This is a genomic window from Lysinibacillus sp. 10T31 (assembly GCF_056394365.1).
Genome location: NZ_JBFTHS010000021.1, coordinates 113,892 through 140,690, shown reverse-complemented (window position 1 = coordinate 140,690; position 26,799 = coordinate 113,892). Strand labels below are relative to the sequence as shown.

At 38.3% G+C, this 26,799-nt stretch carries 31 protein-coding genes and 2 other annotated features; of the genes, 27 read left to right on the top strand and 4 right to left on the bottom strand.

Going from position 1 to position 26,799, the window contains the following annotated elements; genetic code table 11:
- Positions 1-12 precede the first annotated feature (12 nt).
- From mreC to AC1DCY_RS14030, 15 genes are all read left to right on the top strand, one after another.
- Positions 13-924, top strand: a complete 912-nt coding sequence (gene mreC, locus AC1DCY_RS14100; protein WP_477351057.1) for a rod shape-determining protein MreC — start codon at positions 13-15, stop codon at positions 922-924.
- Positions 924-1,448 carry a rod shape-determining protein MreD gene (mreD, locus tag AC1DCY_RS14095; protein ID WP_477351055.1) on the top strand — a complete coding sequence of 175 codons (525 nt, stop codon included), beginning with the start codon at positions 924-926 and terminating at the stop codon, positions 1,446-1,448. The genes mreC and mreD overlap by 1 nt, the downstream gene beginning before the upstream one ends.
- A gap of 27 nt (positions 1,449-1,475) precedes the next feature.
- Positions 1,476-2,144 (top strand): septum site-determining protein MinC, encoded by a 669-nt coding sequence (gene minC / locus AC1DCY_RS14090; protein ID WP_477351053.1) that lies wholly within the window; start codon positions 1,476-1,478, stop codon positions 2,142-2,144.
- Position 2,145: 1 nt separating this feature from the next.
- On the top strand, positions 2,146-2,943 hold the full coding sequence (gene minD, locus AC1DCY_RS14085) for a septum site-determining protein MinD (RefSeq protein ID WP_460012571.1): 798 nt from the start codon (positions 2,146-2,148) through the stop codon (positions 2,941-2,943).
- A gap of 93 nt (positions 2,944-3,036) precedes the next feature.
- Entirely contained in the window at positions 3,037-3,591 is a 555-nt protein-coding gene (locus tag AC1DCY_RS14080; RefSeq protein ID WP_477351050.1) for a peptidoglycan DD-metalloendopeptidase family protein, read from the top strand.
- A complete protein-coding gene (locus AC1DCY_RS14075; protein ID WP_477351048.1) occupies positions 3,581-4,192 on the top strand; it encodes a zinc metalloprotease in 612 nt (203 codons plus the stop codon). The genes AC1DCY_RS14080 and AC1DCY_RS14075 overlap by 11 nt, the downstream gene beginning before the upstream one ends.
- Before the next feature lie 45 nt (positions 4,193-4,237).
- Positions 4,238-4,313, top strand: a sequence feature (ribosomal protein L21 leader region).
- Positions 4,314-4,327: 14 nt separating this feature from the next.
- Entirely contained in the window at positions 4,328-4,636 is a 309-nt protein-coding gene (gene rplU / locus AC1DCY_RS14070) for a 50S ribosomal protein L21 (RefSeq protein ID WP_477351046.1), read from the top strand.
- 16 nt (positions 4,637-4,652) lie between these two features.
- The gene (locus tag AC1DCY_RS14065) at positions 4,653-5,009 is read left to right on the top strand and encodes a ribosomal-processing cysteine protease Prp (RefSeq protein WP_477351044.1); all 357 of its coding nucleotides are present in this window, start codon (positions 4,653-4,655) and stop codon (positions 5,007-5,009) included.
- On the top strand, positions 5,006-5,305 hold the full coding sequence (gene rpmA / locus AC1DCY_RS14060) for a 50S ribosomal protein L27 (protein ID WP_053484817.1): 300 nt from the start codon (positions 5,006-5,008) through the stop codon (positions 5,303-5,305). The genes AC1DCY_RS14065 and rpmA overlap by 4 nt, the downstream gene beginning before the upstream one ends.
- Before the next feature lie 208 nt (positions 5,306-5,513).
- The gene (locus AC1DCY_RS14055) at positions 5,514-6,041 is read left to right on the top strand and encodes a Spo0B domain-containing protein (protein WP_477351042.1); all 528 of its coding nucleotides are present in this window, start codon (positions 5,514-5,516) and stop codon (positions 6,039-6,041) included.
- A gap of 5 nt (positions 6,042-6,046) precedes the next feature.
- A complete protein-coding gene (obgE, locus tag AC1DCY_RS14050; RefSeq protein WP_477351040.1) occupies positions 6,047-7,336 on the top strand; it encodes a GTPase ObgE in 1,290 nt (429 codons plus the stop codon).
- 23 nt (positions 7,337-7,359) lie between these two features.
- Complete coding sequence (locus AC1DCY_RS14045; protein WP_004226679.1) at positions 7,360-7,815, top strand: ACT domain-containing protein; 456 nt, start codon at positions 7,360-7,362, stop codon at positions 7,813-7,815.
- Positions 7,816-8,164: 349 nt separating this feature from the next.
- Positions 8,165-8,401, top strand: a complete 237-nt coding sequence (locus tag AC1DCY_RS14040; RefSeq protein WP_477351038.1) for a hypothetical protein — start codon at positions 8,165-8,167, stop codon at positions 8,399-8,401.
- A 44-nt stretch (positions 8,402-8,445) separates the two neighbouring features.
- Positions 8,446-9,321: a prephenate dehydratase gene (gene pheA / locus AC1DCY_RS14035; protein WP_477351037.1), complete on the top strand. Its 876-nt coding sequence runs from the start codon at positions 8,446-8,448 to the stop codon at positions 9,319-9,321.
- A gap of 24 nt (positions 9,322-9,345) precedes the next feature.
- On the top strand, positions 9,346-9,735 hold the full coding sequence (locus AC1DCY_RS14030; RefSeq protein WP_477351036.1) for a thiol-disulfide oxidoreductase DCC family protein: 390 nt from the start codon (positions 9,346-9,348) through the stop codon (positions 9,733-9,735).
- A 259-nt stretch (positions 9,736-9,994) separates the two neighbouring features.
- On the opposite strand, the gene AC1DCY_RS14025 is transcribed toward AC1DCY_RS14030, so the two are convergent.
- Positions 9,995-10,528 (bottom strand): 3H domain-containing protein, encoded by a 534-nt coding sequence (locus AC1DCY_RS14025; protein WP_477351034.1) that lies wholly within the window; start codon positions 10,526-10,528, stop codon positions 9,995-9,997.
- Between the two features lie 141 nt (positions 10,529-10,669).
- Here AC1DCY_RS14025 and AC1DCY_RS14020 point away from each other — a divergent pair, with 141 nt between their 5' ends.
- The 8 genes from AC1DCY_RS14020 to AC1DCY_RS13985 all read left to right on the top strand — a co-directional run bounded on the left by AC1DCY_RS14020 (position 10,670) and on the right by AC1DCY_RS13985 (position 17,434).
- Positions 10,670-11,710 (top strand): LysM peptidoglycan-binding domain-containing protein, encoded by a 1,041-nt coding sequence (locus AC1DCY_RS14020; RefSeq protein ID WP_477351032.1) that lies wholly within the window; start codon positions 10,670-10,672, stop codon positions 11,708-11,710.
- Positions 11,711-11,780: 70 nt separating this feature from the next.
- A complete protein-coding gene (locus AC1DCY_RS14015; protein ID WP_477351030.1) occupies positions 11,781-12,578 on the top strand; it encodes a phosphotransferase in 798 nt (265 codons plus the stop codon).
- A gap of 295 nt (positions 12,579-12,873) precedes the next feature.
- Positions 12,874-13,494: a Holliday junction branch migration protein RuvA gene (ruvA, locus tag AC1DCY_RS14010; RefSeq protein ID WP_053596159.1), complete on the top strand. Its 621-nt coding sequence runs from the start codon at positions 12,874-12,876 to the stop codon at positions 13,492-13,494.
- An 18-nt stretch (positions 13,495-13,512) separates the two neighbouring features.
- The gene (ruvB, locus tag AC1DCY_RS14005) at positions 13,513-14,517 is read left to right on the top strand and encodes a Holliday junction branch migration DNA helicase RuvB (protein WP_477351028.1); all 1,005 of its coding nucleotides are present in this window, start codon (positions 13,513-13,515) and stop codon (positions 14,515-14,517) included.
- A gap of 17 nt (positions 14,518-14,534) precedes the next feature.
- Positions 14,535-15,578, top strand: a complete 1,044-nt coding sequence (gene queA / locus AC1DCY_RS14000) for a tRNA preQ1(34) S-adenosylmethionine ribosyltransferase-isomerase QueA (protein WP_477351026.1) — start codon at positions 14,535-14,537, stop codon at positions 15,576-15,578.
- Positions 15,579-15,631: 53 nt separating this feature from the next.
- A complete protein-coding gene (tgt, locus tag AC1DCY_RS13995; protein ID WP_402930565.1) occupies positions 15,632-16,777 on the top strand; it encodes a tRNA guanosine(34) transglycosylase Tgt in 1,146 nt (381 codons plus the stop codon).
- 169 nt (positions 16,778-16,946) lie between these two features.
- Positions 16,947-17,219 (top strand): preprotein translocase subunit YajC, encoded by a 273-nt coding sequence (gene yajC, locus AC1DCY_RS13990; RefSeq protein WP_477351023.1) that lies wholly within the window; start codon positions 16,947-16,949, stop codon positions 17,217-17,219.
- Positions 17,220-17,221: 2 nt separating this feature from the next.
- Positions 17,222-17,434 carry a hypothetical protein gene (locus tag AC1DCY_RS13985; RefSeq protein ID WP_477351021.1) on the top strand — a complete coding sequence of 71 codons (213 nt, stop codon included), beginning with the start codon at positions 17,222-17,224 and terminating at the stop codon, positions 17,432-17,434.
- Positions 17,435-17,580: 146 nt separating this feature from the next.
- On the opposite strand, the gene AC1DCY_RS13980 is transcribed toward AC1DCY_RS13985, so the two are convergent.
- Positions 17,581-18,426 (bottom strand): polysaccharide deacetylase family protein, encoded by an 846-nt coding sequence (locus AC1DCY_RS13980; RefSeq protein WP_477351019.1) that lies wholly within the window; start codon positions 18,424-18,426, stop codon positions 17,581-17,583.
- 526 nt (positions 18,427-18,952) lie between these two features.
- Between AC1DCY_RS13980 and AC1DCY_RS13975 the strand changes: the two genes are divergently transcribed.
- Positions 18,953-19,588, top strand: a complete 636-nt coding sequence (locus tag AC1DCY_RS13975; RefSeq protein WP_477351017.1) for a DUF421 domain-containing protein — start codon at positions 18,953-18,955, stop codon at positions 19,586-19,588.
- Here the strand turns inward: AC1DCY_RS13975 and AC1DCY_RS13970 are convergent.
- Entirely contained in the window at positions 19,585-21,102 is a 1,518-nt protein-coding gene (locus tag AC1DCY_RS13970; protein ID WP_477351015.1) for a putative polysaccharide biosynthesis protein, read from the bottom strand. The two genes, AC1DCY_RS13975 and AC1DCY_RS13970, sit on opposite strands and share 4 nt — an antisense overlap.
- A gap of 93 nt (positions 21,103-21,195) precedes the next feature.
- Between AC1DCY_RS13970 and AC1DCY_RS13965 the strand changes: the two genes are divergently transcribed.
- The 3 genes from AC1DCY_RS13965 to AC1DCY_RS13955 all read left to right on the top strand — a co-directional run bounded on the left by AC1DCY_RS13965 (position 21,196) and on the right by AC1DCY_RS13955 (position 24,478).
- Positions 21,196-21,504 (top strand): post-transcriptional regulator, encoded by a 309-nt coding sequence (locus AC1DCY_RS13965; RefSeq protein WP_477351013.1) that lies wholly within the window; start codon positions 21,196-21,198, stop codon positions 21,502-21,504.
- A 347-nt stretch (positions 21,505-21,851) separates the two neighbouring features.
- On the top strand, positions 21,852-24,119 hold the full coding sequence (secDF, locus tag AC1DCY_RS13960; RefSeq protein ID WP_477351011.1) for a protein translocase subunit SecDF: 2,268 nt from the start codon (positions 21,852-21,854) through the stop codon (positions 24,117-24,119).
- Between the two features lie 125 nt (positions 24,120-24,244).
- Positions 24,245-24,478, top strand: coding sequence for a hypothetical protein (locus tag AC1DCY_RS13955; RefSeq protein ID WP_477351009.1), 234 nt, complete (start codon positions 24,245-24,247; stop codon positions 24,476-24,478).
- Here the strand turns inward: AC1DCY_RS13955 and AC1DCY_RS13950 are convergent.
- Positions 24,468-26,156, bottom strand: a complete 1,689-nt coding sequence (locus AC1DCY_RS13950) for a methyl-accepting chemotaxis protein (protein WP_477351008.1) — start codon at positions 26,154-26,156, stop codon at positions 24,468-24,470. The genes AC1DCY_RS13955 and AC1DCY_RS13950 overlap by 11 nt on opposite strands.
- 321 nt (positions 26,157-26,477) lie before the next feature.
- Positions 26,478-26,742 (top strand) — a binding site (T-box leader).
- Positions 26,743-26,799 lie beyond the last annotated feature (57 nt).

Here is a 26,799-nt window from a genome sequence, read left to right as displayed (position 1 = left end):
GAGGTTTAGGCAATGCCACATTTTTTTTTCAATAAGAAATTAATTTTGCTGCTCGTAGGCATGGTTTTTCTTGTGGCATTGATTAGCTTCTCATTACGTGAACGGACGAATGCAACTTTACCAGAACAAATTATTAAAGACACTGTCGGCGTCGCACAATCTATTGTTGCGAAGCCGGCGAATTATATTACTGGTGTTTTTAATAGTATTGATTCCCTCTTAAACACGTACGAAGAAAATAAACGTTTAAAAGCACGCTTAGATGAATTTGCAGCTGTACAAGCTGAGGCATCGGACTTGAAATCTGATATTAAAAAGTTTCAAGAGCTCATGGACAAATCGGAAAGCTTAAAAGCTTATGATCCGATTCATGCCACAGTTATCGCTAGAAATCCTGACCAGTGGGAAGAAAAGATTATTTTAGATAAAGGATCTTCACACGGTGTAGAGAAAAATATGGCAGTTATGACAGCGAAAGGGTTAGTCGGTAAAGTTACTTTAGTGACACCTTTCACCTCTGAGGTAGAGCTTTTATATACAAATAATCCAAACTATCGTGTTTCTGCGATGGTTCAAGGAGATAAACAAGCATACGGTTTAATCGAGGGCTATGATAAAGAGCGTAATGAACTCATTATGAAGCGAATCGATTCAAGAGTAACAGTTAAAAAGGGTCAGCAAGTTGTTTCATCAGGACTTGGTGGTATTTTCCCTAAAAATGTGCCAATCGGAGAAATAACTGAAGTGAGTACAGATGATCATGGCTTAACAAAAATGGCCTATGTAAAACCATCTGCTGATTTTTCAATTTTAGACTATGTTGTTATTGCTAAACGTTCCGCTACTACGATAGATGGATCTGATGGTAATACATCGAACGAGGATTTAACACATCCACAAAAGGGTAAAGAGGAGGCGGAATAATGGTTCGGTTTCTCATCCCCTCTGTGGCAGTTTTACTATTTTTAGTAGAACCAGAGTTTGCTATGCTTTCACCGATTGAAGTGAAAGGGCAAATCTATTATTTAGTGCCGAGATTTTTAATCTTATATTTAATATTTATATCCATCTATTACAGCCGTCAACGAGCGGTAATGTATGGACTTTTTTTTGGTGTCTTGTATGATGTGTTTTACATTGATATTATTGGATTATATTCAGTACTATTTCCGCTTACTTGTTTTTTAGCAGGGTCTATTGTGAAAGTTATTCATCAGCACTTAGTTGTGACAACGACGATTTCAGTTGTTTTAGTAGCAATTTTAGAATTTATACTCTATCAATTCTTCTATCTTATCGACTTTACAACGATCCCATTATCGGATTTCTTACGTTCACGACTGCTGCCAACGATCATTGCTAATGCACTATTTTTAATGATTCTTGGTTGGGCCTTCAAGTATCTAATTAATGCGCGTGTCTTACAGAGAGCACGTGAAGTTTCTTAACAAAGAGCAACGTGGGGTGAGGCATTCATGAAAAAACAGTTAGTTAATATGAAGGGAACAAAGGATGGATTTGTTCTTCATTTAGACGATCAATGTGCGTATGTCGATTTAATAGAAGAGCTTAAAAAGAAAGTGTCAGAAAGCGGTATCGATAGTAAAGTAGATGTACAATTATATTTGGGCTATCGATACTGTTCTGATGAACAAATCAAAGAGCTTATTAAAATTGTTCAGGAAACAGAGCAATTAATCGTTTCAAAGGTACAAAGTGAAGTACTGACTGTCCATGAGAGCAACCAGAAAAGGATTGAAAGTCAACAAGATACATATATTGGTGTGGTCAGATCGGGTCAAGTTCTGCGTTCGCCGGGAGATATTATTATCGTAGGGAATGTCAATCCGAACGGACGTGTAGAAGCGGGTGGCAATGTGTATGTCCTAGGTAAACTCAAGGGTATTGCGCATGCTGGTGTTCATGGTAATAAGGAGGCAATCATTGCAGCATCTCTTTTTGAAGCCACACATATCATGATTGCTGATCAGGTTCAGGCAATGTCGGACGAACATGTAAAATCAATTAAACATGAAGAGATGGCTTGTGCATTTATTGGCTATGATGGGCGCATTACGTACGATCAAATTCACGCGTTAAAAAATATTCGACCATTATTAAATGTGTCTAAAGGAGGTAGCTAGTGTGGGAGAAGCGATCGTCATAACTTCAGGTAAAGGCGGTGTCGGAAAAACAACGACAACGGCTAACCTTGGAACTGCATTGGCTCTACAAGGTAAAAAAGTATGTTTAGTAGATACTGATATTGGACTACGTAATTTAGACGTAATTTTAGGTCTTGAGAATCGGATTATTTATGATTTAGTAGACGTTGTTGAAGGGCGCTGTAAGATTCATCAAGCGTTAATAAAAGATAAACGTGTAGATGAGAAACTATTTTTATTACCTGCTGCTCAAACGACAGATAAAAATGCTGTTAAACCTGAGCAGATGAAGAGCTTAGTAGAGGAATTAAAAAGAGACTATGATTATGTTTTAATAGACTGTCCAGCGGGCATTGAACAAGGCTATCGTAATGCTGTTGCTGGTGCAGATCATGCAATTGTTGTAACAACTCCAGAAATCTCTGCAGTGCGTGATGCAGATCGAATTATTGGCTTGCTTGAACAGGAAGAAATTACTGCACCAAAATTAATTATTAACCGCATTCGCCAGCATATGATGAAAAGCGGTGATACTTTGGATGTTAATGAAATTACAACACATTTGTCTATCGATTTATTAGGGATCATCGTTGATAATGAAGGGGTTATTTCATCATCCAATAAAGGTGAACCAGTAGTAATGGATCCTACTAATAAAGCATCTCTAGGCTATCGTAATATTGCGCGTCGAATACTTGGCGAGTCTGTGCCACTTATGGCAATTGAAGATGAACATAGAGGTGTATTTTCAAAACTAAAAGCGTTATTTTCTAGATAATCATCAGCCTTTTCGTGCATTTGTACGAGAAGGTTTTTTTCTTGTGCATGAATGGACATGCAATCTCATATAGTGTGAAAAAAGGATGAGGGCTTGTTTAAAAAATGGAAATGGTTGGTCACGATACTGCTTGTGGCTGCAATTATGCTCGTAATTCGTTTAGAGGATCAAGGTGTATTGGAAACACCGGTGCGAAAACTTGTTACAACATCAGCAGATTTAACCTATTTAAGTGAGCTCGGGCAAAGCTGGCTTAATAGAGAGGATACAACAATTTTGGTATCGAGTGATGTTGGGCAAACTGAACTATTATCATTTGCCAATGCGCAAGTTTTTAAGGAAGGTTTTTTATTGCAATATGACATTGGCCTCCCGGTTTATGCTGGAAAGAATGGTCTTGTCGTTTTTACCGGACATACAAAATATACTGGTAAAACAATGACGATAAGCTATGATGATGGTACAACAGTATCCTATGGTATGTTGGATAGTTTAGCACAACTTCCATATACAACGGTGCAGGCAAATGATTTAATCGGCATGAAAGAGGCGGGACAACTCTATATCTCGATTGAAAAAGATAAGACGCAATATAATTTAGAGCAGATTGTACAGTGGCTTGAAACAGCGGCGTCCAATGAAAATTAAACTACATCTTCTATGTATCCCTCTCGTATTTTTAATGATTTTTACTGGCCAAATTGCCTATTACGCCATAATTTTATCTTCGTTATTATGGCATGAGGCGGGCCATTTGTTAATAGCCATGCTTTGTGGTGTTAAGGTGAAATCATGCGTTATTACACCTTACGGAGGGGAAATAGAATTTGAAAATCCAGCGGTTGTGCCTGCAACGTCACTCCTTTGGATTGCCTTAGGGGGACCAATCGCTACAATAATAGGGATTGGCCTCGCTTTTTTTATGCCAGAACTGCTTGCTACTAGGCTTATTAATGTGCAACTTGTGCTATTAGCAATCAATGTTATACCGATCATTCCGTTGGACGGTGGCAGAATATTTTTAGCGTGCTTATTTTTATTCTATCCAAGAGTTCATGCGTTTGAATATTACTACTGGCTTTCTCTTATAATTGCTTTTATATTATTCATGATAACTGTATGTTACCTCCCACAATCTATTTTTTTAGCAATTTTATGTTTATTTATTTGGCTTCAAGTGTTGAAGGAATGGAATTATCGAAAATATCGTTTAGCATTTGAGAAATATGTAATGAATAGATTGACTTAAAATAAATCGTGTGGTAATATTTTAATGTTATTGTTTGTAGCACCTGTGCTACTACAACCGCACTGGAAAGGTTTAAGTATCGTATGATCACCTTTATAAACAGGCGAGTCTGAGTCTATGAGGAGGTGCAGTAAAATGTACGCAATTATTGAAACTGGTGGTAAACAAATCAAAGTAGAAGCTGGTCAAGAAATCTATGTTGAAAAATTAGGTGTAGAAGCTGACGAGGTTGTAACTTTCGATAAAGTTTTATTCGTAGGTGGCGAAAACGTTAAAGTTGGAGCTCCATTCGTAGAAGGCGCTACTGTAACAGCTAAAGTTGTTAAAGAAGGCTGTGCGAAAAAAATCGTTGTTTTCAAATTGAAAGCTAAAAAGAACTACCGTCGTAAACAAGGTCACCGTCAACCTTACACAAAATTAGTTGTTGAAGCTATCAACGCTTAATTGTGAGGTGTAATGAATGATACAAGTTACGATTCATCACGATGAAAATAGACATGTGTCAGCATTCGAATTTTCAGGACATGCTGAATACGATGAATCTGGTAAGGATTTAGTATGTGCAGGAGCATCTACCATTGCCATAGGTACGGTGAATGCTATTTATGCACTATTACAATTACAGCCAGAAGTCGAACAAGCTGCTGAAGGTGGAGGCTATCTTAAGGTAGATTTACCATCAGAAATAGAGCCTGAGATTGATGCAAAACTACAGTTAATTGTCCAAGTAATGACTGCCCAAGTGTATTCTATGGTGCAAAATTATGGACAATACATCCAAATCAACTACAACCAAGTAGGAGGTGGAACACGATGAAATTATTATTAGCATTAGACCTTCAACTTTTCGCATCTAAAAAAGGTGTAGGTTCTACTAAAAACGGACGTGACTCTGAGTCAAAACGACTTGGTGCTAAACGTGCTGATGGCCAATTCGTAACTGGTGGTTCAATTCTTTACCGTCAACGCGGTACAAAAATTTACCCAGGTACAAACGTAGGTCGTGGTGGTGACGATACACTATTTGCTAAAGTTGACGGCGTTGTAAAATTCGAACGTTTAGGTCGCGATCGCAAACAAGTATCTGTATACCCAGCATCACAAGAAGCTTAATCTTTTAAATAAGATAACATAAAGCGGAGGACTGCATTTATTGCAGTCCTTTTTTTGGCTAAATTACAACTTCTTTCAGCAAGTGTTTTGGTAGCGAAAGCGAAGCGTCAGCTACAATTATGCCGAGGCATAATTGATTGAAGAATTAAGGGAAAAATACAGCAAAACTTGTTATACTAGTAAGGATAACTTTATTGGAGTGAATGGGATGAACAATCAATCACTAACCATTAGTGAAGTATTACGTTTTGCAAATCATGATTATGTGAATCAGCTTCAGCTTATTCGCATGAATTTAGATTTAGGTAGAATTGATGAATCAAAAAAACTTATTAAAGAGTATTCAGAGCAATTACAAGTGATTTCTATCCTTAATCGTCTACAATTACCAAAAACAATAGAGTGGCTGCAAACAGGAGGCTGGCGCTATCCTTCATTACCAATGAAGCTAAGCGGTGAGATAAAAAAGCCTGTCACAAATACTATTGATTCGGATGTTGTAGACTACTTAAACAAAACAGTTATGCATGTTTATGATACATTAGATCCATTTACAGAGCAGAGCTTAGCGCTCGATGTACGTGTTGACGATCATACATTTGCCGTGACATTCACGTTAAATGGGCTATGGAGTGCTGATGCATTCACCGAAAAAGGTTTGAAACAATTCGACATTCAAACAGTGGAAGAGACAAATACGTCTTGGATATATGTATTGAGTGCAAGTAGGGAGTGAATTAAATGTTTGTCGATCACGTCAAGATTTATGTAAAAGGTGGCGACGGTGGGGATGGAATGGTAGCCTTCCGTCGAGAAAAATTTGTACCGAATGGTGGTCCCGCTGGTGGCGATGGCGGTAACGGTGGGAATGTTGTATTTCAAGTTGAAGAGGGTCTGCGTACGTTAATGGATTTCCGCTACAAACGCCACTTCAAGGCTGACCGTGGTGAGCATGGTATGAGTAAAGGAATGCATGGTAAACGTGCAGACGATTTAATCGTTAAAGTACCACCAGGCACGGTCGTAATGAACGAAGAAACAGGCGTTGTTATTGCGGATTTAGTCGAGCATGGTCAACAAGCGATTATCGCAAAAGCTGGTCGCGGTGGCCGCGGGAATTCCCGCTTTGCAACACCAGCCAATCCTGCTCCAGAACTTTCTGAAAAAGGTGAGCCAGGACAAGAATTAAATGTTATATTAGAGTTGAAAGTACTAGCAGATGTAGGATTAGTTGGCTTCCCAAGTGTAGGTAAATCAACATTATTATCTGTTGTTTCTGCGGCAAAGCCAAAAATAGGTGCTTATCATTTCACTACAATCGTACCGAACTTAGGAATGGTTGAAACAGATGATCATCGTAGCTTTGCAATGGCTGATTTACCAGGTTTAATCGAAGGTGCGCACGAAGGTGTTGGTCTAGGTCACCAATTCCTCCGTCATATTGAACGTACACGTGTTATCGTACATGTAATTGATATGTCGGGTATGGAAGGGCGCGATCCTTATGAAGATTACTTAACAATCAATGATGAGCTAAAACAATATAACCTTCGTTTAACAGAACGTCCACAAATTATTGTGGCAAATAAAATGGACATGCCAAATGCAGAGGAAAACTTAGAAATTTTCCGTGAAAAAGTGGGCGAAGATGCGAAAATCTTCCCAGTATCAGCGGTTTCTCGCCAAGGTTTAAAGCCGGTATTATTTGAAATTGCCGACTTACTGGAAGTGACTCCTGAATTCCCATTATTCGACGATCTAGATGAAGAATCAGATGCAACGGTACTTTACAAACACCAATCTGAAGCAGATTCAATCGAAATCTCTCGTGATCCTGATGGTACATTCATTCTTGGTGGATATGCGATTGAGCGTATCTTCAAAATGACAGACTTCAGCCGCGAGGACGGTGTACGTCGTTTTGCACGTCAATTACGTGGTATGGGCGTCGATGAAGCATTACGTGAACGTGGTGCACAAAATGGAGATATTGTACGCTTATTGGAATTCGAATTTGAATTTGTCGACTAAGAATAGGTTTTAGGGGGAAGCGTATGAAGAATGTTGCGAATCAGCGATATTATTTAGTTCGTGAAGATGTTTTAACGGATGCTATGCAAAAAACTTTGGAGGCGAAACACTTACTTTCAAGTGGTTCGGTATCTTCCATTTGGGATGCGGTAAAGCAGGTGGATTTATCGCGTAGTGCGTTTTACAAATATCGTGATGCTGTATTTCCTTTTCACTCAATTGTGCAGGAACGCATTTTAACAGTCTTTTTACAGCTTCAGGACCGTAAAGGAACACTTGCAAAGCTTTTAGAAACAGTGACAATTACGCATTGCAATGTACTGACTATCCATCAAACAATACCGATTCAAGGACGTGCTAATGTTACATTGTCATTAGATGTCACTAGTATGACATGTGATCTTGATGATTTAATACAGCAACTAAAACGTTTAGATTTTGTAGAGTCAGCGGAAGTAATTAGTTCTGGTGCATTGTAATGACTGACAGCAAGTTTGAATTTTTGACAGAATGTAAATAAGCTCAAAAGGAGCAGTCCCATGTGATGAAATTATCGCTTCATGGGACAGCTCCTTATTCTATAACAAAAAATAAAGACTATCACAAAAAATTCTATAATTTGATTTAAGAGGGTGTGGCAATCGCCGGAGCATTTAGGAAAGCTTCACATTATGCCTTTGCCTAACATTTGATGTAGAAATATAAAGTGAATTTCGCGGATTGAAAATTCCGAATTTTTTCATTAGTGAAATTTAGGGGGGTGAGGATAACATTTGTTAGAACGTTGTCATGTATATAAGTTGATTGGAGTGGAGACTGCGCGACTCCTTGGGGATCAGCGTCACAGATGAGACCCTGGAGCGAGCAAATAGGGGAACGAAGGCTAAGAGCATCACATCCTGTGATAACGCCTTCGTGACCAACATCGTGTTGGCCCAAGCGGCTCATCGGACGCTCCCAGGAAGCTCTGCTCTGCGCGAAAGCGAAGCGACAGCAAAGCGACAGCTACAAAGCGCGCAGTCGGAACGGAAATCAACCCCACGTTATGGTGATGAGCCATTTTAATATAAAATCAAAAGCTACAAGTTGTAGTGAAGGAGGTAAATGTAATGACAGAGCAACAATGGGAAAAACGAATAGGATATTTAGGACCAGAGGCATCATTTACATACTTAGCAACAAAGGCAACCTTCCCGAATGAGTGGCTTGTCCCTTGTTCTACAATTCCAGAATGTATTGAGGCAGTAGCTGAGGGGAAGGTAGATTTAGCAGTTGTACCATTAGAAAATGCTTTAGAAGGATCTGTATCGCTAACGCTCGATTATTTATTCCATGAGGCGACCCTATATGTTACAGGTGAACTTTTATTAAAAATACAGCAGAATTTAATGGTCAATAAAGTGCAAAAAGACAATTGGGAATCGATTACCGGTGTTTATTCACATCCACATGCTCTAGCCCAATGTCATAAATACTTATTTTATCGTTTCAGCCATGTTCCGTTACATCAAACGACATCAACAGCAGCTGCTGCTAAATTTGTATCCGAAAATCCAAATGAGTGCATTGCGGCAGTTGGAAATGCAGCGGCAGCAGTTAAATATGGCTTAGAAATCGTTCAACCTGATATTCATGATTTCCATTTTAACCATACACGCTTCTTCGTATTATCAAAGCAAAATAGACGATTGCCGCAAGAGTTATCTGATGGACAGGCGAAGACAACTTTCATGATTACATTACCAACAGACCGTTCAGGGGCATTACATCAAGTATTATCAGTATTTGCATGGCGACAACTAAATTTAAGTAAAATCGAATCACGACCATTAAAAACGGGCTTAGGTGATTATTTCTTTATGATTGATGTTTTAGCAGATGAAAAAGAGCCTATGATGCGTGGAGCGATGGAAGAACTAGCTGCACTTGGTTGCAAGGTGAAGTCACTTGGTACATACTTTACTTATTTAACATCGGACGAGTAATAAAAATGGCTAGGAGGAATCGTTGTGGGTGGCATTATTTTGTTTGACGGAGTGTGCAATTTTTGTAATAGTAGTGTGCAATTTATTATCAAATATGATCAGGCAGCGTATTTTCAATTTACGTCCATCCAAAGCGACGCTGGGCAGGCATTACTTGCACAATACGAAGTACCAGAAAATATTGATAGTGTCATACTAATTGAGCATGGAAAAGTATATTTTGAATCCGCAGCAGCACTTAAAATTTGTAGGAGATTAGATAGTTTTTGGGCTGTTTGTTATATTTTCATCATGATTCCTCCATCTATACGAAATAAAATGTATCGATTATTTGCTAAAAATAGATATCGTCTTTTTGGACGAAAAGAAGTATGTTTATTGCCAACACCATCACAACGAAAAAGGTTTCTCTAACTTTGAAGCTATCCAATTTAAGTGGATAGCTCTTTTTTTAGCGGAAATTGAACAGTAAGGAATAAATGAAGTAACTATAAATCATAATTTCATGGTAAATATTCCTGAAAATAGCCTGGACGTTTGCGAATGATAGTAACGTAAGAAACGTTTATGAAGATTTTTAATCTTTATATACCTCACGAACGAAAAAGCTGCTAGTCTCCGTGAAGGCTAGCAGCTAATGAATATCCGCGTTATTGAAGTAAAGTTTGTTCAATTATTGATCTACAACTAAATAGCCCTTTTTTTGTAAAGTAAGTTCAATCAAATCTAAAATGTCAACAGAAGGGGCAGAAATAACATGAAGATGTGTCCCACCTGTTAGTTCGGATAAATAACTTGCCTGTGTTTCGTTGACACGCTGAATAAATGTTTTTACTTCATGACGGTTTGAAACCATAATGGATGCGGTGATTTCCCCATAAATTGGGTGTTCAACAATAACATTTTTTACTGTACCACCGCAATCAACTATTGTTATAAGTTCGTCTTCTGCATCTTCTGCAGTGTGGAAGCAAGGAATTGTGCGTTCAACAGTTTGATGTAATTGTTCCTGATGCATATAAAGATATCCTTGGCTAGTTGCAATAATAGGTTCATTTCTAGCCTTTAATAATGTCATATCATTGACAATGACTTGTCTAGAAACATTAGCGAATTTAGCTAGGTCCGTCCCTGTTATAGGTGCTGTGCTTTTTTTTAGTTGTTCTAGGAGTTGCAGTCGGCGTTCTTCGCCTAACATTTTTTTCATAAGAGATCACCTCTGCTTGTAATAAAGGAAGCAGTTTTCCTTAAAACTAGTGTACCATGAAGCATTTCCAACATGCGTGAAATTTTTGTATCCAAATGAAACATTGAACATATGATACGAAGAGAGGAAGGGAGGAAAAAATTGCGTATTCATATTGTCCAAAAGGGAGACACGTTGTGGAAGATTGCGAAAGAGTACGGAGTTTCGTTTGAAGATTTAAAGCGGCTTAATGCCCATCTTGCTAATCCAGATTATATTGTACCGGGCATGGAAATTATCCTACCTGAAAAAATACACAAAGAACCACATAGAGAACAACATCGAGAAACGGATTGGGGAATGAATAGAGAAGGACATAGGGAGGGAGGACATAGAGAAGGCCATAGAGATGGACATAGGGAATCACATAAAGAGGGACATAAGGAGCACATGCACAAGGAGTCACCTACAAAGCACGTTAAAGAAAAAGAGGTTCAAAGACCAATGCCACCACCAATTATTGTACCACCACCACCAATGCCAGAACCACAGATGATTCCATTTCCTTATCCAATGCCAATGCCGATGCCGATGCCTCAGCCAGCTCCTGTTGAGCTTAGCTGGAATCAAAACGTTGTCATGCCAAGTGTAGAGCAAACTGTATCTCCAATTCAAATTCAACCACAACCACAGCCTGTAGCCCAACCGATGGCGCCACCACCACCAGCACCAATGCCGCAACCGATTTTTATCATGCCACAAATGCCACAGATGCCAGCAGTACCACATTGTGCAAGCTGCCATCAGCCAGTGCATCATCATATGTATTGGCCGATGCCGATGCCAATGCCAATGCCTATGGAACCGCAAGTTGAGGCATATACAATGCCAGAGCAACCTTCATGTGAAATGGGATACGAAAAAGTTGCTGGGGCTGGAGATTTCTTAGAATCTAGTACATCTCCATTCTTCCCTATGAGTCCTGAATATCAGCAAATGCCGGAAATGGAACAGCCATGTGGTTGTCATGCACAACCAGTCATGATGCCAAATTGGCAAATGGACCCATGTTGCAGTCCACCACCATGTCCGCCACCATGCCCACCACCGTGTCCATCACATGGCCATATGCCGTATTCGTCAGTAGGGCCATGGATGTCACCGCACTTTTTCCCAGGCGGGATGACGCCTTATCGATGGTGAAAAAGCGTATATTATTGAAGAAGTAAAGCCTAATATTTGGAAGTATAAATATCAATCCAATAATTATTTTGTGAAACGAGCAAAGCAGATAGAAATAGCAGAAAAGGTAAGGGTTATTCATCGACAGCTTGGACATCTAGAGCCCTCGCTAATCTTACCTTTAATGAAAAGTGATGATGAGTATTTAATCGTGCAAGATTGGCAAGAAGGCAGTCATAGTGCTAATTTTGCATATAAAAAAGATCGGAAGGAATCACTTAAGCTATTAAATACGTTACATGATACACATAAAAAAATTGCTTGGCAGCGGGTGCCAGGTTTGCACACTTATTCACAGCTTTTAAAATGGCAAATGCGTCATTTGCGTTTTAAAAGCAGACGGAATGAATTTCGTGCATTTTTAACAAAAGAAGAAATCAATCAAATTTCACATTATAGTGAGAAATCGTTACAGCTAATCGCTCAGGAAGATGTACCTGAAAAAGAAATAACGCTTTTACATGGAGATGTCGTCCATCATAATTTTTTATGGTGCTCAGATGGGGAATTACGTTTAATTGATTTTGATTTGGCTCACCTAGGAGAAGCGGATGATGAATATATTTTATGGTTACATCGTGTATTGCCAGCAGTAGATTATGACCTTGGTAAAATATTTGCTGAGCTACCAGAGTTGAAACGATTAGATAAAAAAAAGCTACATCGTTTAAAATATCCAAATGAGCTATTACGTGAATGGCTTTTTGCAGTAGATTTACCATTAGATCAACAGCTGGTATTTTTAGATTATTTAGTGCCATTTACAAAACGAGCTCTCACATATTGGCCAAAACTGTGGTACGATATTGATAAAATGATAAAGAAATGACCGTCTTTGGGCGGTCATTTTTGTATGTGAACGACTACTTGTGTTATTTCTAAATGTTAAGGAAATTATAGGTTTTTAATTGTGGATAACCTAGAGCATAGTTTTCGTCTAGGCTAAAGCACTACATCCTGGAGGTCGCATCGATTCCTCGGGCAAAAGAGGTGGATCGCTTACTTTTGCTTCGGGCTCTCCAGCGCTTGTCGGATGTAAACAAGTGCTTTAGCGCATTTGTTATAGTCGAGCATTCGTTCGTAATATGCTATAATCGAAGACGATGATTGTGAGGGATTATAGAATGTATGATTATTTAAAAGGACAAGTAAAACGTATAACTCCTGAGTATATCGTCCTTGAACAGCAAGGGATTGGTTGGCAGTTGAATACACCAAATCCATTTGCGTTCCGGACGTCGGCCCTTGAACAACAAATTTTTGTTCACTTGCATGTACGTGAGGATGCACAAGTGTTATATGGCTTTCCAAATTTAGACCAACGAGAGTTGTTTCGTAAACTTATTTTAGTGTCAGGAATTGGACCGAAGGGTGCACTTGCTATTTTAGCTACTGGGAATCCGCAACAGGTTATCAGTGCCATTGAACGAGAGGATGAATCGTTTTTAGTAAAGTTTCCTGGTGTGGGTAAGAAAACGGCACGTCAAATGATTCTAGATTTAAAAGGTAAACTTGGCGGATTGTTGGAGACTATTGAGTTACCAAGTACAGAAGATGAGTTACCGTTATTTGGTGTGAATCCATATAAACATGAGCTTGAAGAAGCTATTCTTGCCTTAATGGCACTTGGTTATTCGGAAAAAGAATTAGAAAAAATACGTCCACAGCTAGAAGAAAACGACAAGCTTGAAACAACAGATGCATTTATGAAACAAGCTTTACAATTGCTATTAAAGTTAAAATAGTGAAAGGGGGAGAAGTACATGTCTGAACGTATGATGGCTAGTGAGGCAGGTAGCTATGATGAACAGTTTGAATTATCTTTACGGCCACAAAGATTAGCACAATACATTGGTCAACATAAGGTAAAGGAGAATTTACAAATTTTCATTGAAGCGGCAAAGCTTCGTCAGGAAAGTTTAGATCATGTGCTGTTATATGGACCGCCTGGACTTGGTAAAACTACATTAGCAGCTGTTATTGCTAATGAAATGAATGTCAATGTGCGCATGACTAGCGGCCCTGCGATCGAACGTCCTGGAGATTTAGCAGCTATTTTAAGCTCACTGGAGCCAGGGGATGTGCTATTTATCGATGAAATCCATCGCCTGCCTCGTGCAATAGAAGAGGTGCTTTATCCTGCGATGGAGGATTTTTGTTTAGATATTGTCGTTGGTAAAGGCCCTGAAGCGCGTTCTGTACGACTTGATTTACCGCCATTTACACTCGTTGGTGCAACAACAAGAGCGGGTGCATTATCAGCACCTTTAAGGGATCGCTTTGGCGTGTTATTGAGATTAGAGTATTATGATAATACGTCACTTGCAGAAATTGTTGTACGTAGTGCGCATTTATTTGATGTTGAGATTGAGCAAGTAGCAGCACTTGAAATGGCGACACGCTCGCGTGGTACACCCCGAATTGCTAACCGTTTGCTAAAACGAGTACGAGATTATGCACAGGTGCTCGGAGATGGTATGATAACGGAGGGACTTGCTAAGCAAGGGCTTGAGCTATTACAAGTCGATCCTAGAGGGCTTGACCATATTGACCATAAACTTGTGACCAATATGATTGAGCGCTTCCGTGGTGGCCCTGTAGGCTTAGATACGTTGGCAGCATCTATTGGCGAGGAACGTGTAACGATTGAAGATGTGTACGAGCCATATTTGATGCAAATTGGCTTTATACAGCGTACGCCACGTGGACGTGTGGCAACACATTCAGCATACGAACATTTTGGATATGAATATCCCCAACAAACCTAGAAGAAGGAAGTATTTTCATGCGTGTAGAAGATTTTGATTTTGAATTGCCAGAAGAGCTTATTGCACAAACACCTCTTTTGGACCGAACAGCTAGTCGTTTAATGGTAGTGACGCCAGGCTCAAAAAATGTAGAGCATCATCATTTTGCTCATATTTTAGATGAGCTACAAGCGGGAGACTGCCTTGTGTTAAATGATACAAGAGTCTTACCAGCGCGTTTAATGGGCGTTAAAGAGGAAACGGGTGCTCATATAGAAGTACTGCTATTAAAACAAATGGCAGGTACAGATGAATGGGAAACACTTGTTAAACCAGCTAAACGTGTAAAAGTCGGCACAGTTGTAACATTTGGAGATGGCTTACTGACAGCTACTTGTACAGGAGAGCTTGATCATGGTGGGCGTACATTTGAGTTTAAATATAATGGGATTTTTTATGAGATATTAGAGCAACTTGGTGAGATGCCACTACCTCCATATATTCGTGAAAAATTAGAGGACAAGGATCGTTACCAAACCGTATATGCAAAAGAGCGCGGCTCAGCTGCAGCACCGACTGCAGGCCTGCATTTTACAGAAGAATTACTTGAGCAAGTAAAAGCAAAAGGGGTTGAAGTTGTCTTTATCACTTTACATGTGGGACTTGGAACTTTCCGTCCTGTAAGTGTAGATTCAATTGAAAATCACGAAATGCATGCCGAATTTTATAGTGTAACGGAAGAAACCGCATCTATCATAAATCGAGTAAAGAGTAATGGTGGAAAAGTGATTGCAGTTGGGACAACCTCTACACGTACATTAGAAACTATCGGTTCTAAATATGGAGGCGAAGTGCGAGCAGAACAAGGTTGGACGTCTATTTTCATTTATCCGGGATATGAATTTACTATTGTAGATGGTTTAATCACAAACTTCCATTTACCAAAGTCTACCCTTGTAATGCTTGTTAGTACACTTGCAACAAGAGAAACAATTTTAAGTGCATATCATCAAGCTGTAGAAGAAAAATATCGTTTCTTTAGCTTTGGTGATGCTATGTTTATTCGTCCAAAAGGAGAATAAAGAAAAAATCGGAGTACTGTTTTTACTTTAGATAAGAGAGGGATTTTTATAATATGACACAACCAGCAATTCGTTATGAGCTACTTCATACTTGTAAACAAACAGGAGCACGCCTTGGCATCGTGCATACACCGCATGGCTCTTTTGAAACGCCAGCTTTTATGCCTGTTGGTACACAAGCAACTGTTAAAACAATGTCACCTGAGGAATTAAAGGACATGAATGCAGGTATTATTCTGTCAAATACGTATCATTTATGGCTACGACCAGGTAATGATATTGTTAAGGAAGCAGGTGGCTTGCATAAATTTATGAACTGGGATCGCCCGATTTTAACAGATTCAGGTGGTTTCCAAGTGTTCTCGCTTAGTCAATTCCGTAAAATCGAAGAAGAAGGGGTTCATTTCCGCAATCATTTGAATGGGGACAAATTGTTTTTAAGCCCAGAAAAGGCGATGGAAATTCAAAATGATTTAGGCTCAGATATTATGATGGCTTTTGATGAATGTCCACCTTACCCTGCGACATATGACTATATGCTGCAATCAGTAGACCGTACAACACGTTGGGCTAAACGTTGTAAAGAGGCACATAACCGTCCAGAAGACCAAGGTCTATTTGGTATCATTCAAGGGGGAGAATTCGAGGAATTACGCCGTCGTTCTGCAGAAGCATTAGTAGAGCTAGATTTCCCAGGTTATGCAATTGGAGGGCTATCTGTTGGTGAGCCTAAAGACGTTATGAACCGAGTATTAGAATTTACAACTCCATTAATGCCGACTAATAAACCACGTTATTTAATGGGTGTAGGGTCACCTGACTCATTAATCGATGGTGCTATTCGAGGCATTGATATGTTTGACTGTGTATTACCGACACGTATTGCCCGTAATGGCACATTAATGACATCTGAAGGCCGTTTAGTTGTTAAAAATGCAAAATATGCTCGTGATTTCGGACCAATTGATCCGAACTGTGATTGCTATACATGTAAAAATTATTCACGCGCTTATATTCGTCATCTAATCCGTACAGAAGAAACGTTTGGTATCCGTTTAACGACTTACCATAACTTACACTTCCTATTGAAGCTAATGGAACAAGTACGAGAGGCAATTCGCGAGGACCGTCTAGGCGATTTCCGCGAAGAATTTTTCGAGAAATACGGCTTTAATGGGCCTAACGCAAAGAACTTCTAATATTTAGTAAAAAAATCATGTGAATTTATGTGAAATGTGAATATTTCTAGTAAAAAATTGTCTATCTTAGAAAAAATATTAGTAATATAGAAAAAAATTGGGCTTGTCCATCGCTTTTTTATGGTGGAATAGTCTATACTAAATAAGAATTGGAAAGGGGGCAAAAACGATGGATCAACTATTAGGATTCGCACCAATATTATTAATGTTCGTTGCAATGTGGTTTATTTTAATCCGCCCTGCTAAAAAGAGACAGCAGGAAACACAAAGTATGCAGGGTAATTTGCAACGTGGAGATAAAGTTATTACAATCGGTGGCTTACATGGTGAGATTGACTCAATTGAGGACACAGCTGTGACATTAAAAATCGCAGACAATGTGCGCGTAAAATTTGACCGTCAAGCAATTGGACGAGTAGTAACTGGCGACCAATTAAAATAAAAATGAGAAAAAGACTTACATTAGTTGTAAGTCTTTTTTTAGCTTCTTTCAGCAATTTATTTTCTGTAGCGAAAGCGAAGCGGTCAGCAATAAGAGTTTTATCTGTGCGAAAGCAAAGCGACAGCAACAATAGGGTTTATCTGTGCGAAAGCAAAGCGACAGCAACAATAGGGTTTTATCTGTGCGAAAGCGAAGCTGCAACAACACACGACTGAGCGACCAACATCAAGCCGCTGACGCTACGTAGCACTGTACTTTCGCACAAAAACATTTGCAGGCAAAAACACAAAGCCGATTTCGGACGCAATTATGCCAAGGCATAATTGATAAATTCGATACATGATTTTCTCTTTTATGTTATTCAAGTGCCACCGTTTTTTATTTTCTTAATTAATTCTACTCCAGTTTCATTGCCATTTACCGTTATTCTGCTTAAATCATATACATTATCGCCCATAGTAACACCTTTATTTTTAATAACAAAAGCCATTTTAAATCCAGCATCTTTCGCTAATTTCATTGCATCTTCAGAATTAGTTCCGAAGGGATAGCTAAGAGCAATTGGTTCATATCCTAACTTTTCTTTAATAATTTTCCTAGAAAGGATAAAATCTTTTTTAACCCTTTCTTCGAACTCTTCTTGTTTTTCTAGTTTTCCATTAATGTAACTTCGACCATATATGGCACCTTTCATTCCTCCGCTGAATGACTGTAATTTATAATGAGAATTCCAAGTATGGCTTTGGATGGTTATATAATCTTTCATTTCTTTTAATTGATCCCAATTCATTTTGGGAATTTCGTTTGGAAATACATTCTTTTCGTTTTTTTCTAGGATGTGACTGGTGATAACAAAGATTTCTGCATGCATTTTGTATTTTTTCAAAATTGGATAAGCTTTTTCAAAATTGCTTAAATATCCATCGTCAAAAGTTATTAACACCGGATTTTTAGGTAACTCTGTTTTACCGTTCAAGTAATCATATAATTCTTGGGTTGTAATCGAATTGTACCCATTCTCTTTAAGCGTTTTAATTTGATTTTCGAAATTCTCTGGGGAAATGACTGTATTATTATTTACGTTTTTATCTAAATGGTGGTACATAAGAACTGGAATTTCCTCGTTTTTATATCCATAAATAGGATAAGGTTTAATGAGCAATATACTATAAATAACAATGACTAGAAAAATTACTATCTTTTTCATTTTCTCACCTTGTTTTCGTGTTTGAATTATCTTGTTAAATCAGATGTTGGGTGAACATCATTAACTGTGCGGGGGAATTTTATTTTTTACCATTTGAAAAGCAGGAATTATTGCTTCTTTTATTGTATACAAACAACTAAGGTTTATTCTTTTGATTTACGAAAGTTGCACAGTGCCATTTCACAAAAGAGTGTTGTTTTGTTAATGTTCTTCGTGCATTTTATAAGTTGTGACGTTTTTGAAAACTCGGTTTCCCTAAAGGTTAGCATGCAAAATAAAATAAATCACAAGAGAAATTTTTCGGAGCATACAAGTACCTCGGCATAATTCCGATTCCGCGACATCTGTTCTGTAAACATTTGTAGCTGACGCATTGCTTTCGCTACATAAAACATTTGTAGCTGACGCTTGCTTTCGCTACATAAAAAACATTGCTGAAAGAAGTTAAAAACAAAGTTATGATAAAACATCATTCTGTATAAAAAACGATGAGTAAGGTCACCTTGAATAGTATGGGGGTGACTATATGGAAGAATATTTAACGATTGTTTTTAGAACCTGCTTTTTATATGTGTTTATCCTAATCATTTTTCGTTTAATGGGTAAAAGAGAGGTCGGCGAATTATCTGTAATAGATTTAGTCGTATCCATTTTAATGGCTGAGGTTGCAGCATTTGCGCTTGATGATTTCGAAAGTCCTTTATTTAATGTAATTTTACCAATCATCATATTGTTTTTCATTCAAATAACAACTGCATATATTTCACTCAAAAGTAAAAAATTCCGTGATCTAGTTGATGGTGATCCAGTATTACTGATAAGAGATGGTGTCATTTTAGAAAGTGAAATGCGCAAGCAACGCTATAATTTAGATGATTTGTGTCAACAATTACGCGAAAACGGAAATGCTTCCGTTACAGATATTGCTTATGCTTATCTAGAGCCCTCGGGCAATCTGTCTGTATACCAAAAAGATGAAAAGGCATTTGTTTACCCACTTATTATCGACGGTGATATTCAGGATAGGCATTTACAGGTCTTGCATAAAGATGCTGATTGGTTAATGGCAGAGCTTGCTAAAAATAATATTATGGATAGTAACACTGTATTTTTTTGTGTTTGGGAGGAAGATCGGCTTCATATTCAGTTGAAAGAATCTTAAACTTTCTTGGCCAGTTTACGAAGATAGCGCAAATCAGTTATGCGCAACTGATTGGAAAATAGCAAGAAAGTAAATAGTAAAAACAAGGTTACGCAGCTACTTAAAATAAAAGGCAGTGGCATCATTTGCATCAGGAAATACTGAGTAACACAAACAGCAATAAAGCAGCTATATGGAACAACAAACATCCTAAATCCTGCACGCAAATTTTTGCGCTGCCTTACTGTTGCGATATGCATAAATGAAGTTAGTAAAACGCCAAAGCCAATTGCTACAACGGCACCTTTTTCCTGTATCCCAGGCTGAGAGGCAAGTACGAACATGACAAAGAGCTTACCAAGACCACCATAAATGGAGTTCATCATTGCTGCACGAGCCTCACCGATTGCTTGTAATATAGAGTGCAATGGACTTTGTATATAATAAAAATAAAAAATAGGGGCCAATATTTTTACATAACCTCGATTTTCTTGTAAGTGAAAGAGCTTCATAGCTAAGTCGTCTCCATGAACGAAAAAGTACGTAGCAGCAACACAGCCCACTAAGGATGATAGTCGTAATGAGACAGAAATACGTTCTTGTAGGAGCGGTATATGCTGTCGTGCAACAGCATCACTTACAGCCGGTATAAGAACGATCGAAAGTGCAGCAGACACAAAAGCCGGGAATAATAAAAGAGGTACTAGTACACCTGAAATAACGCCATATAAAATTGTTGCCGCGGAGGCTGTCAATCCAGCCATTGTTAAAGCCTTTAAAAAAATGATAGGCTCTAAAAACCAAGTAAAAGATCCAAATAGTTTGCTTCCTGCAGAAGGAAGGGCAATCCGTAACATTGGGGTGGAAGGATATGCCTCGATTTTGTTTTTGCGTGTCAATAATTTTTTCTTTGAAACAATATAATGCATCCACAAATACAAGAAAGCAACGACTTCAGCTAGAAGCGTAATACCCATAGCAGAGGCTGCTGTAATGGCAGCATTATCATAGGCAGCCACAAAAGGTAGCGTAAATGTGATGAAGCTAATGCGGATAATTTGTTCAATCATTTGAGCCCAAGCTGTTGGTGTAATTTTCGCAATACCCTGTAAATAAGCGCGCAATAATCCAGAACCAACTGACACCGGTACAGCAAAGAGTGCAATCCAAAGCGTAAATGTTGTTTGTTCATTATGTAAAAGAGTAGTCGAGATATATGGAATTGTAAGTGCAACAATCGGCATAAAGATGATCATTCCAATAAATGACCAAAGAATAGCCGTACGCATAACACCATAGATGCCTTCGCGTTTGTTTTTTGCTAGTAACTCTGCTACAATTTTTGCCACAGCGATAGGTAGTCCAAGTTGAATGAGTGAGATGAAGAAAATGAACGCCGGATAGACGGTCATATAAATGCCGACTGCCTCTTCACCAGCGATACGCATAAATTGCATTCTATAAAAGAAGCCAAAGAGTTTCGATAAAAAAATCACGAACATTAAAAATAGTGTACCCCGTACAAAAGAACTCATGCCATCCGTCCCTTCTCAAGCCACAAAAATTCATTTACACTATTTGTATGCAGACATGTCTTACGATACAACTTTGATTGGAGATGATTCAAAATGAGTATGCAGTATGAGCAACTATTTGAAAAAATTCGTCCTGCAATTGATAGTAAGATGGAAGAGTTTAAACATTATCAATACGATGCGATTACAGCAGAAGAACTATGGCGCTTCTGTATAGAAAAAAAATGGCGCAAAAAAAATATTGAACAATTACGTTTACATGAAATTATCTCCACTGTTTTTTCAGTATCACCATCCGATATCGTATCATTTAATCAAGTAGAATTTTTACAGAGTAATGATTGGTTTACAGATTTGAATACGGAAGAGTTAAAAATGCTGCTTGGTCCGGTCAAAACTTAAGAAGAATGTGTGAAATTTGTCAAATAATAAAAGAATACTAAAAGTGTTGAATTGACACCAAGCGCAACGTGTTTCATAATGAGTGTGTTGCGCTTTTTTTATTTGTTTAAGTATATTTATTCAAAAACCTCCTAATAATTCTTTTAAAAATTTGGAGGAATACACCTATTCAAATACAGGTTAAATTTGCGCGTTATGAACGATTGAAATAAGTAGAGCAAACTTTTTGAAGCACAGGCAACATTATTCTAAAGGAAAAGGAGGAATAAGCGTTTCAAAAGGACTTGCTATTATACTTGTTTGTAGTGTAAGGAATTGCCTTACACCAATTCGAGGAGGATTTATAAATGAAACTAAAAAGTCGTATAGTTGCATTCGTACTACTAATGGTTATTTTTACAGCAACCATCGGTACGACTGTAGGCGGCGTCTTAAAGGACATTAAGCTAGGCCTTGATTTACAGGGCGGGTTTGAGGTTCTTTATGAGGTGACAGAATTACAAAAGGGACAAAAAATTACACCAGAAGTTGTGTCGGCAACAGCAACAGCTCTTGGTGAACGTGTAAATGCTATCGGGGTAAGTGAACCGAGCATTCAGGTTGAAGACAAAAACCGCATTCGTGTGCAATTAGCGGGTGTCGAAGACCAAGAATCAGCACGTGAATTATTGTCTACTTCTGCAAATTTAACATTCCGTGATGTTGATGACAATTTATTGCTGGATGGGAATGACTTAAAGCCAGGTGGTGCTAAAGGTTCCTTTGACCAGCAAAATCGTCCTATAGTTTCGCTAACGTTAAAGGATGCGAAAAAATTTGCTGATGTAACAAGTAAAATTGCTGCTAAACCAGCAGGTCAAAACTTACTTGTTGTATGGTTAGACTTTGAAGAGGGTGTCGATTCATATAAAGCTGAATCACAAAAAGCAAAGCCTCGATATGCATCGGCAGCAACAGTTAACCAAAGATTAGATACAACAGATGTAATGATTAGCGGGAACTTCACAGTTGAAGAAACAAAAAATCTAGCGGGTATTTTAGATGCTGGGGCACTCCCTGTTAAACTTAATGAAATTTATTCTACTTCAGTTGGTGCACAATTTGGTGACCAAGCACTGAAAAGTACAATTTTCGCTGGTATTGTGGGCGTAGTATTAATTTTCATATTTATGCTATTCTACTATCGTTTACCTGGCTTAATTTCCATCATTACACTTACTATATTCACTTTCCTAGTACTAGTTGTATTCGACTGGATTAATGCTGTGTTAACACTTCCAGGAATTGCAGCAATCGTACTTGGTATAGGGATGGCGGTAGATGCGAATATTCTTGCCGCAGAACGTATTCGTGAGGAGTTACGTGTCGGTTATTCGGCTAAACAAGCATTCAAGATTGGTTCGAAGCAATCTTTATCAGCAATTGTCGATGCACAGTTAACTACATTATTAGCAGCTGCTGTATTATTCCAATGGGGGACAAGCTCTGTTAAAGGATTTGCAACAACTTTAATCATTAGTATTTTACTAAGCTTCTTAACTGCTGTTTGGGGTTCTCGTGTACTATTAGGCTTACTTGTCAACAGTGGCTATTTCAACAGTCCAGCCTGGTTTGGTATTGCAAAATCTAAACAGCATAGCTTAGATGAAAATATCGGAACATTAGATTTATCAACGAAATTTGATCGTTTTGACTTTGTACACAACCGTAAGAAATTCTATACATTCTCTTTAGCTATTCTAGTAGCTGGTGTAGTGGTTCTTGGTATATTCCGTCTAAACCTTGGTATTGATTTCTCAAGTGGTACTCGTGTTCAAATTGAAGCGGATCATACTTTAACTAAAGAAGAAGTATCTAAATACTTAGATAGTATCGACTTCTCATCTGAAGATATCCTTTTGGCAGGTGAAAAGAGTAACTCTGCGGTTATCCGTTATAAACATGACCTATCACAATCCGAAATTGCAAAATTCAAAAAAGAAGTTGGCAAAAAGTATGGTCATGAACCTGGCGTAAGTACAGTGTCACCAACAGTTGGTAAAGAGCTTGTGAAAAATGCTATTAAAGCATTATCTCTTGCGGCTATCGGTATCATTATCTATGTAGCGGTTCGTTTCGAGTGGCGCATGGGTGTTGGGGCAGTTGTCTCGTTACTACATGACGTATTCTTAATTGTTGCTGTATTTAGTTTTATGCGCTTAGAAGTCGATATTACGTTTATAGCAGCTGTACTGACGATTGTCGGTTATTCTATTAATGATACGATCGTTACATTTGACCGAATGCGAGAAAACTTAAATCGATATGATACGATTAAAGACCGTGAAGTGTTAGCGGATATCGTTAACAAATCACTCCGTCAAACGATGGGTCGATCTGTTAACACAGTGTTAACAGTTATTATCGTGACAGTGGCACTTCTTATTTTAGGTGCACCGTCGATTCAAAACTTCTCAATCGCGTTATTAGTTGGTTTAATCACAGGTATGTATTCTTCAATTTGTATTGCTGCACAAATCTGGTATTCACTTAAAATTCGTGAAATGAAAAAATCAGATGGTCAAATACACAAAAAAGAGAAAAAACAATGGGGTACTGACGAGCCTACTGTTTAACTTCAAAAACGCAGGGAAAGGAAACATTTCTTTCCCTGTTTTTTTCATAAAAAAAGAATCTGCTTGCTTTCTTTGGAAAGCAGCAGATTCTTTTTATTTAATCAATTATGCCTCGGTATAATTTCGTGACATCCGCCAGAGGCTTTGGGCCAACAAATGTTTTTTTGCGCGAAAGCGAAGCGTCAGCAGCAGATGTTTTTTGCGCGAAAGCGAAGCGTCAGCAGCAGATGTTTTTTGCGCGAAAGCGAAGCGTCAGCAGCAGATGTTTTTTGCGCGAAAGCGAAGCGTCAGCAGCAGATGTTTTTTGCGCGAAAGCGTACCAGGTGTTCGGACACACGCTGAAAGAAGTTAAAGTTTAAATTGCAGTAGTAAAGATTGGAGTTGCTGAGCGTTGTTACTTAATTCCTCAGCTACCTCATTTACCTGCTGCATTGTTGCAGTTTGCTCTTCTACTGCTTCAGCAATGATTTGAGAATTGCTAGCTGAAATATTCGCACCATTTGCAATTTCTGTTACAGAGGCAGCAACTTCTTCAGCACTTGCAGAAATTTGTTCCGAAGTGGCTGAAATATCTTCAATTTGATCAGTAAATGTCTGCACAGACTCTGTAATGGAATCAAATGCATCACCAGCCTCATGAATTTTTGCTACACCATCCTGTACAGATGCTAACCCTTCATGCACAGCAGCGGCAACATTTCTTGTATCTGTTTGAATTTCATTTGTAAGGGCAACAATTTGGCTAGCAGATTGATTAGATTCTTCAGCGAGCTTTCGTACTTCATCTGCTACAACCGCGAAGCCTTTGCCGTGTTCACCAGCTCGTGCTGCTTCGATGGTAGCATTAAGTGCCAGTAAATTTGTTTGTTCAGTAATAGCTGTAATTACTTTTGTAATTTGACCAATTTCCTCAGATTGCTTACTTAGCTTTTGCGTTAAATCAGCAATTCGTGTAGTTGCCTCAGAAATTGTATCCATCTGCTCTTTGGCAGTAGTAATAGTTTTCCCTCCCGTATCAGCAAGCTGTGTCATATTTATAGCATTGTGATGCAAATTTTGAGTTGCCTCAGCAATTCGTTGGACACCAGCAGCTGTTTCGTCCATAGCTAGAGCACTTTGTTGAGAGGCACTAGCAGAGGATGTTAAATGGTTTGACGTGTCTTGAACTCGATGGGAAATATCACTAGATGTTGTTGTCACTTCTACAGTGCTTGCCGAAAGCTCTTCAGAAGCGGCAGACAATTGTGTAGCGTTGTCCTGAACATTTTTAAGTAGTACAGATAAATTCTGTTTTAACGCATTTACTGCTGTGGCAAGTGTACCAATTTCATCTTTTGAGTCATGTTCAAGATGAGCAATCGTTAAGTCACCGGATGCTAATGTATCTGCTGCGTCTATCACTTTAAGAAGCGGTTGAGTGATGGAGCGTTTTACAAAATACATAAAATATAAGCCAACAATTGCACTTAAAACAAGTAAGACAATGGAAATTGTAATGGCTCGTGCAACTGTTTGGACAACACTGCTTTTAACCTTTCCAAGCTGTTCATCATGATAATCTAATAAATCACTAGTTAGAAAGTAGATTTTATCACTGATTTTCGAAACTTCTCCATTCATGTATGATAATGCCAAATCCGTATTTCCATTATTGAATGCTTGTATAGTTTTATCAGAGCTTGTTAGTAAATCTTTCTGTAATTCAGTTACTTCCTTCATAATATTTTTTGTGTAATCGGAACGAACAATGCCTGAAAGTTCCTTAATCGTTTCGGGCAATAATTTTTCATAATAATCTAATGTTTCTTTTGTCTCTTTATCCTTATTACTTAGAATATATGAGTTTAAAAATAGCCCTTGTGAGGCAAGCTGCTGTTGTATTTTCTCTGTTAATCGGATTTGCACGATTCTGTGATCAAGTACCTCTATTGTATCTCCCTCAACTGACTTAAATTGAAAAAATGCAATAATACTTGATAATAAGAGTAAACAAGTGAGTGTAATAAAGCCTATATTTAGTTTTTTTCGGACGGACATGTTCGTTCCTACCTTCTTTTATGTATTAGAGAATCAATGGTCTGAATTTACTATAACTTGATATTTTTACAAGGTCAATACTTGATAAATACTCAAAAGTAGGTAGTTTGTTTTCCTTTTCCTGGTATATGCAGAGGGCCATTTTTCCTTTTGATATAATTTCGAAATTTCTTACAACATGTTTCTTTTTCTCTGAATTGATTGACAATTATCGGGGTTTGGCATAGAATAAGGCTAACTTTTTTGTTCGGTACAAGGTAGGTGATCTCGGGAGCGAGGTCAGCCTTAGAACAGATGAGCTGAGTTTAGTTGAGAATAGCTGAGAAATTGTTGAATAAGAGTAGTAGCATAGGTGTGCAATTTAGAGAGTCAGTGGATGGTGCAAACTGATTTGTAGCTTATGTGAATGGACTTATGAGAGTCGCTAATTATCTTCATTACGCCAAGGCGAAATGGATAAAAGCGAACGGATTCCCCACGTTATAGGGGGTGCTTTGACTTAGTCGTATTTTACTGACGAGGGCACATAAGGGAGAGCAAATATGCTCTAATATGAGGTGGCAACGCGGTCATGATCGTCCTCTGCAATTAGGAAAAATCCTTTTTGCAGAGGACTTTTTTTGTTGTTTTTAATTTGCAAGGG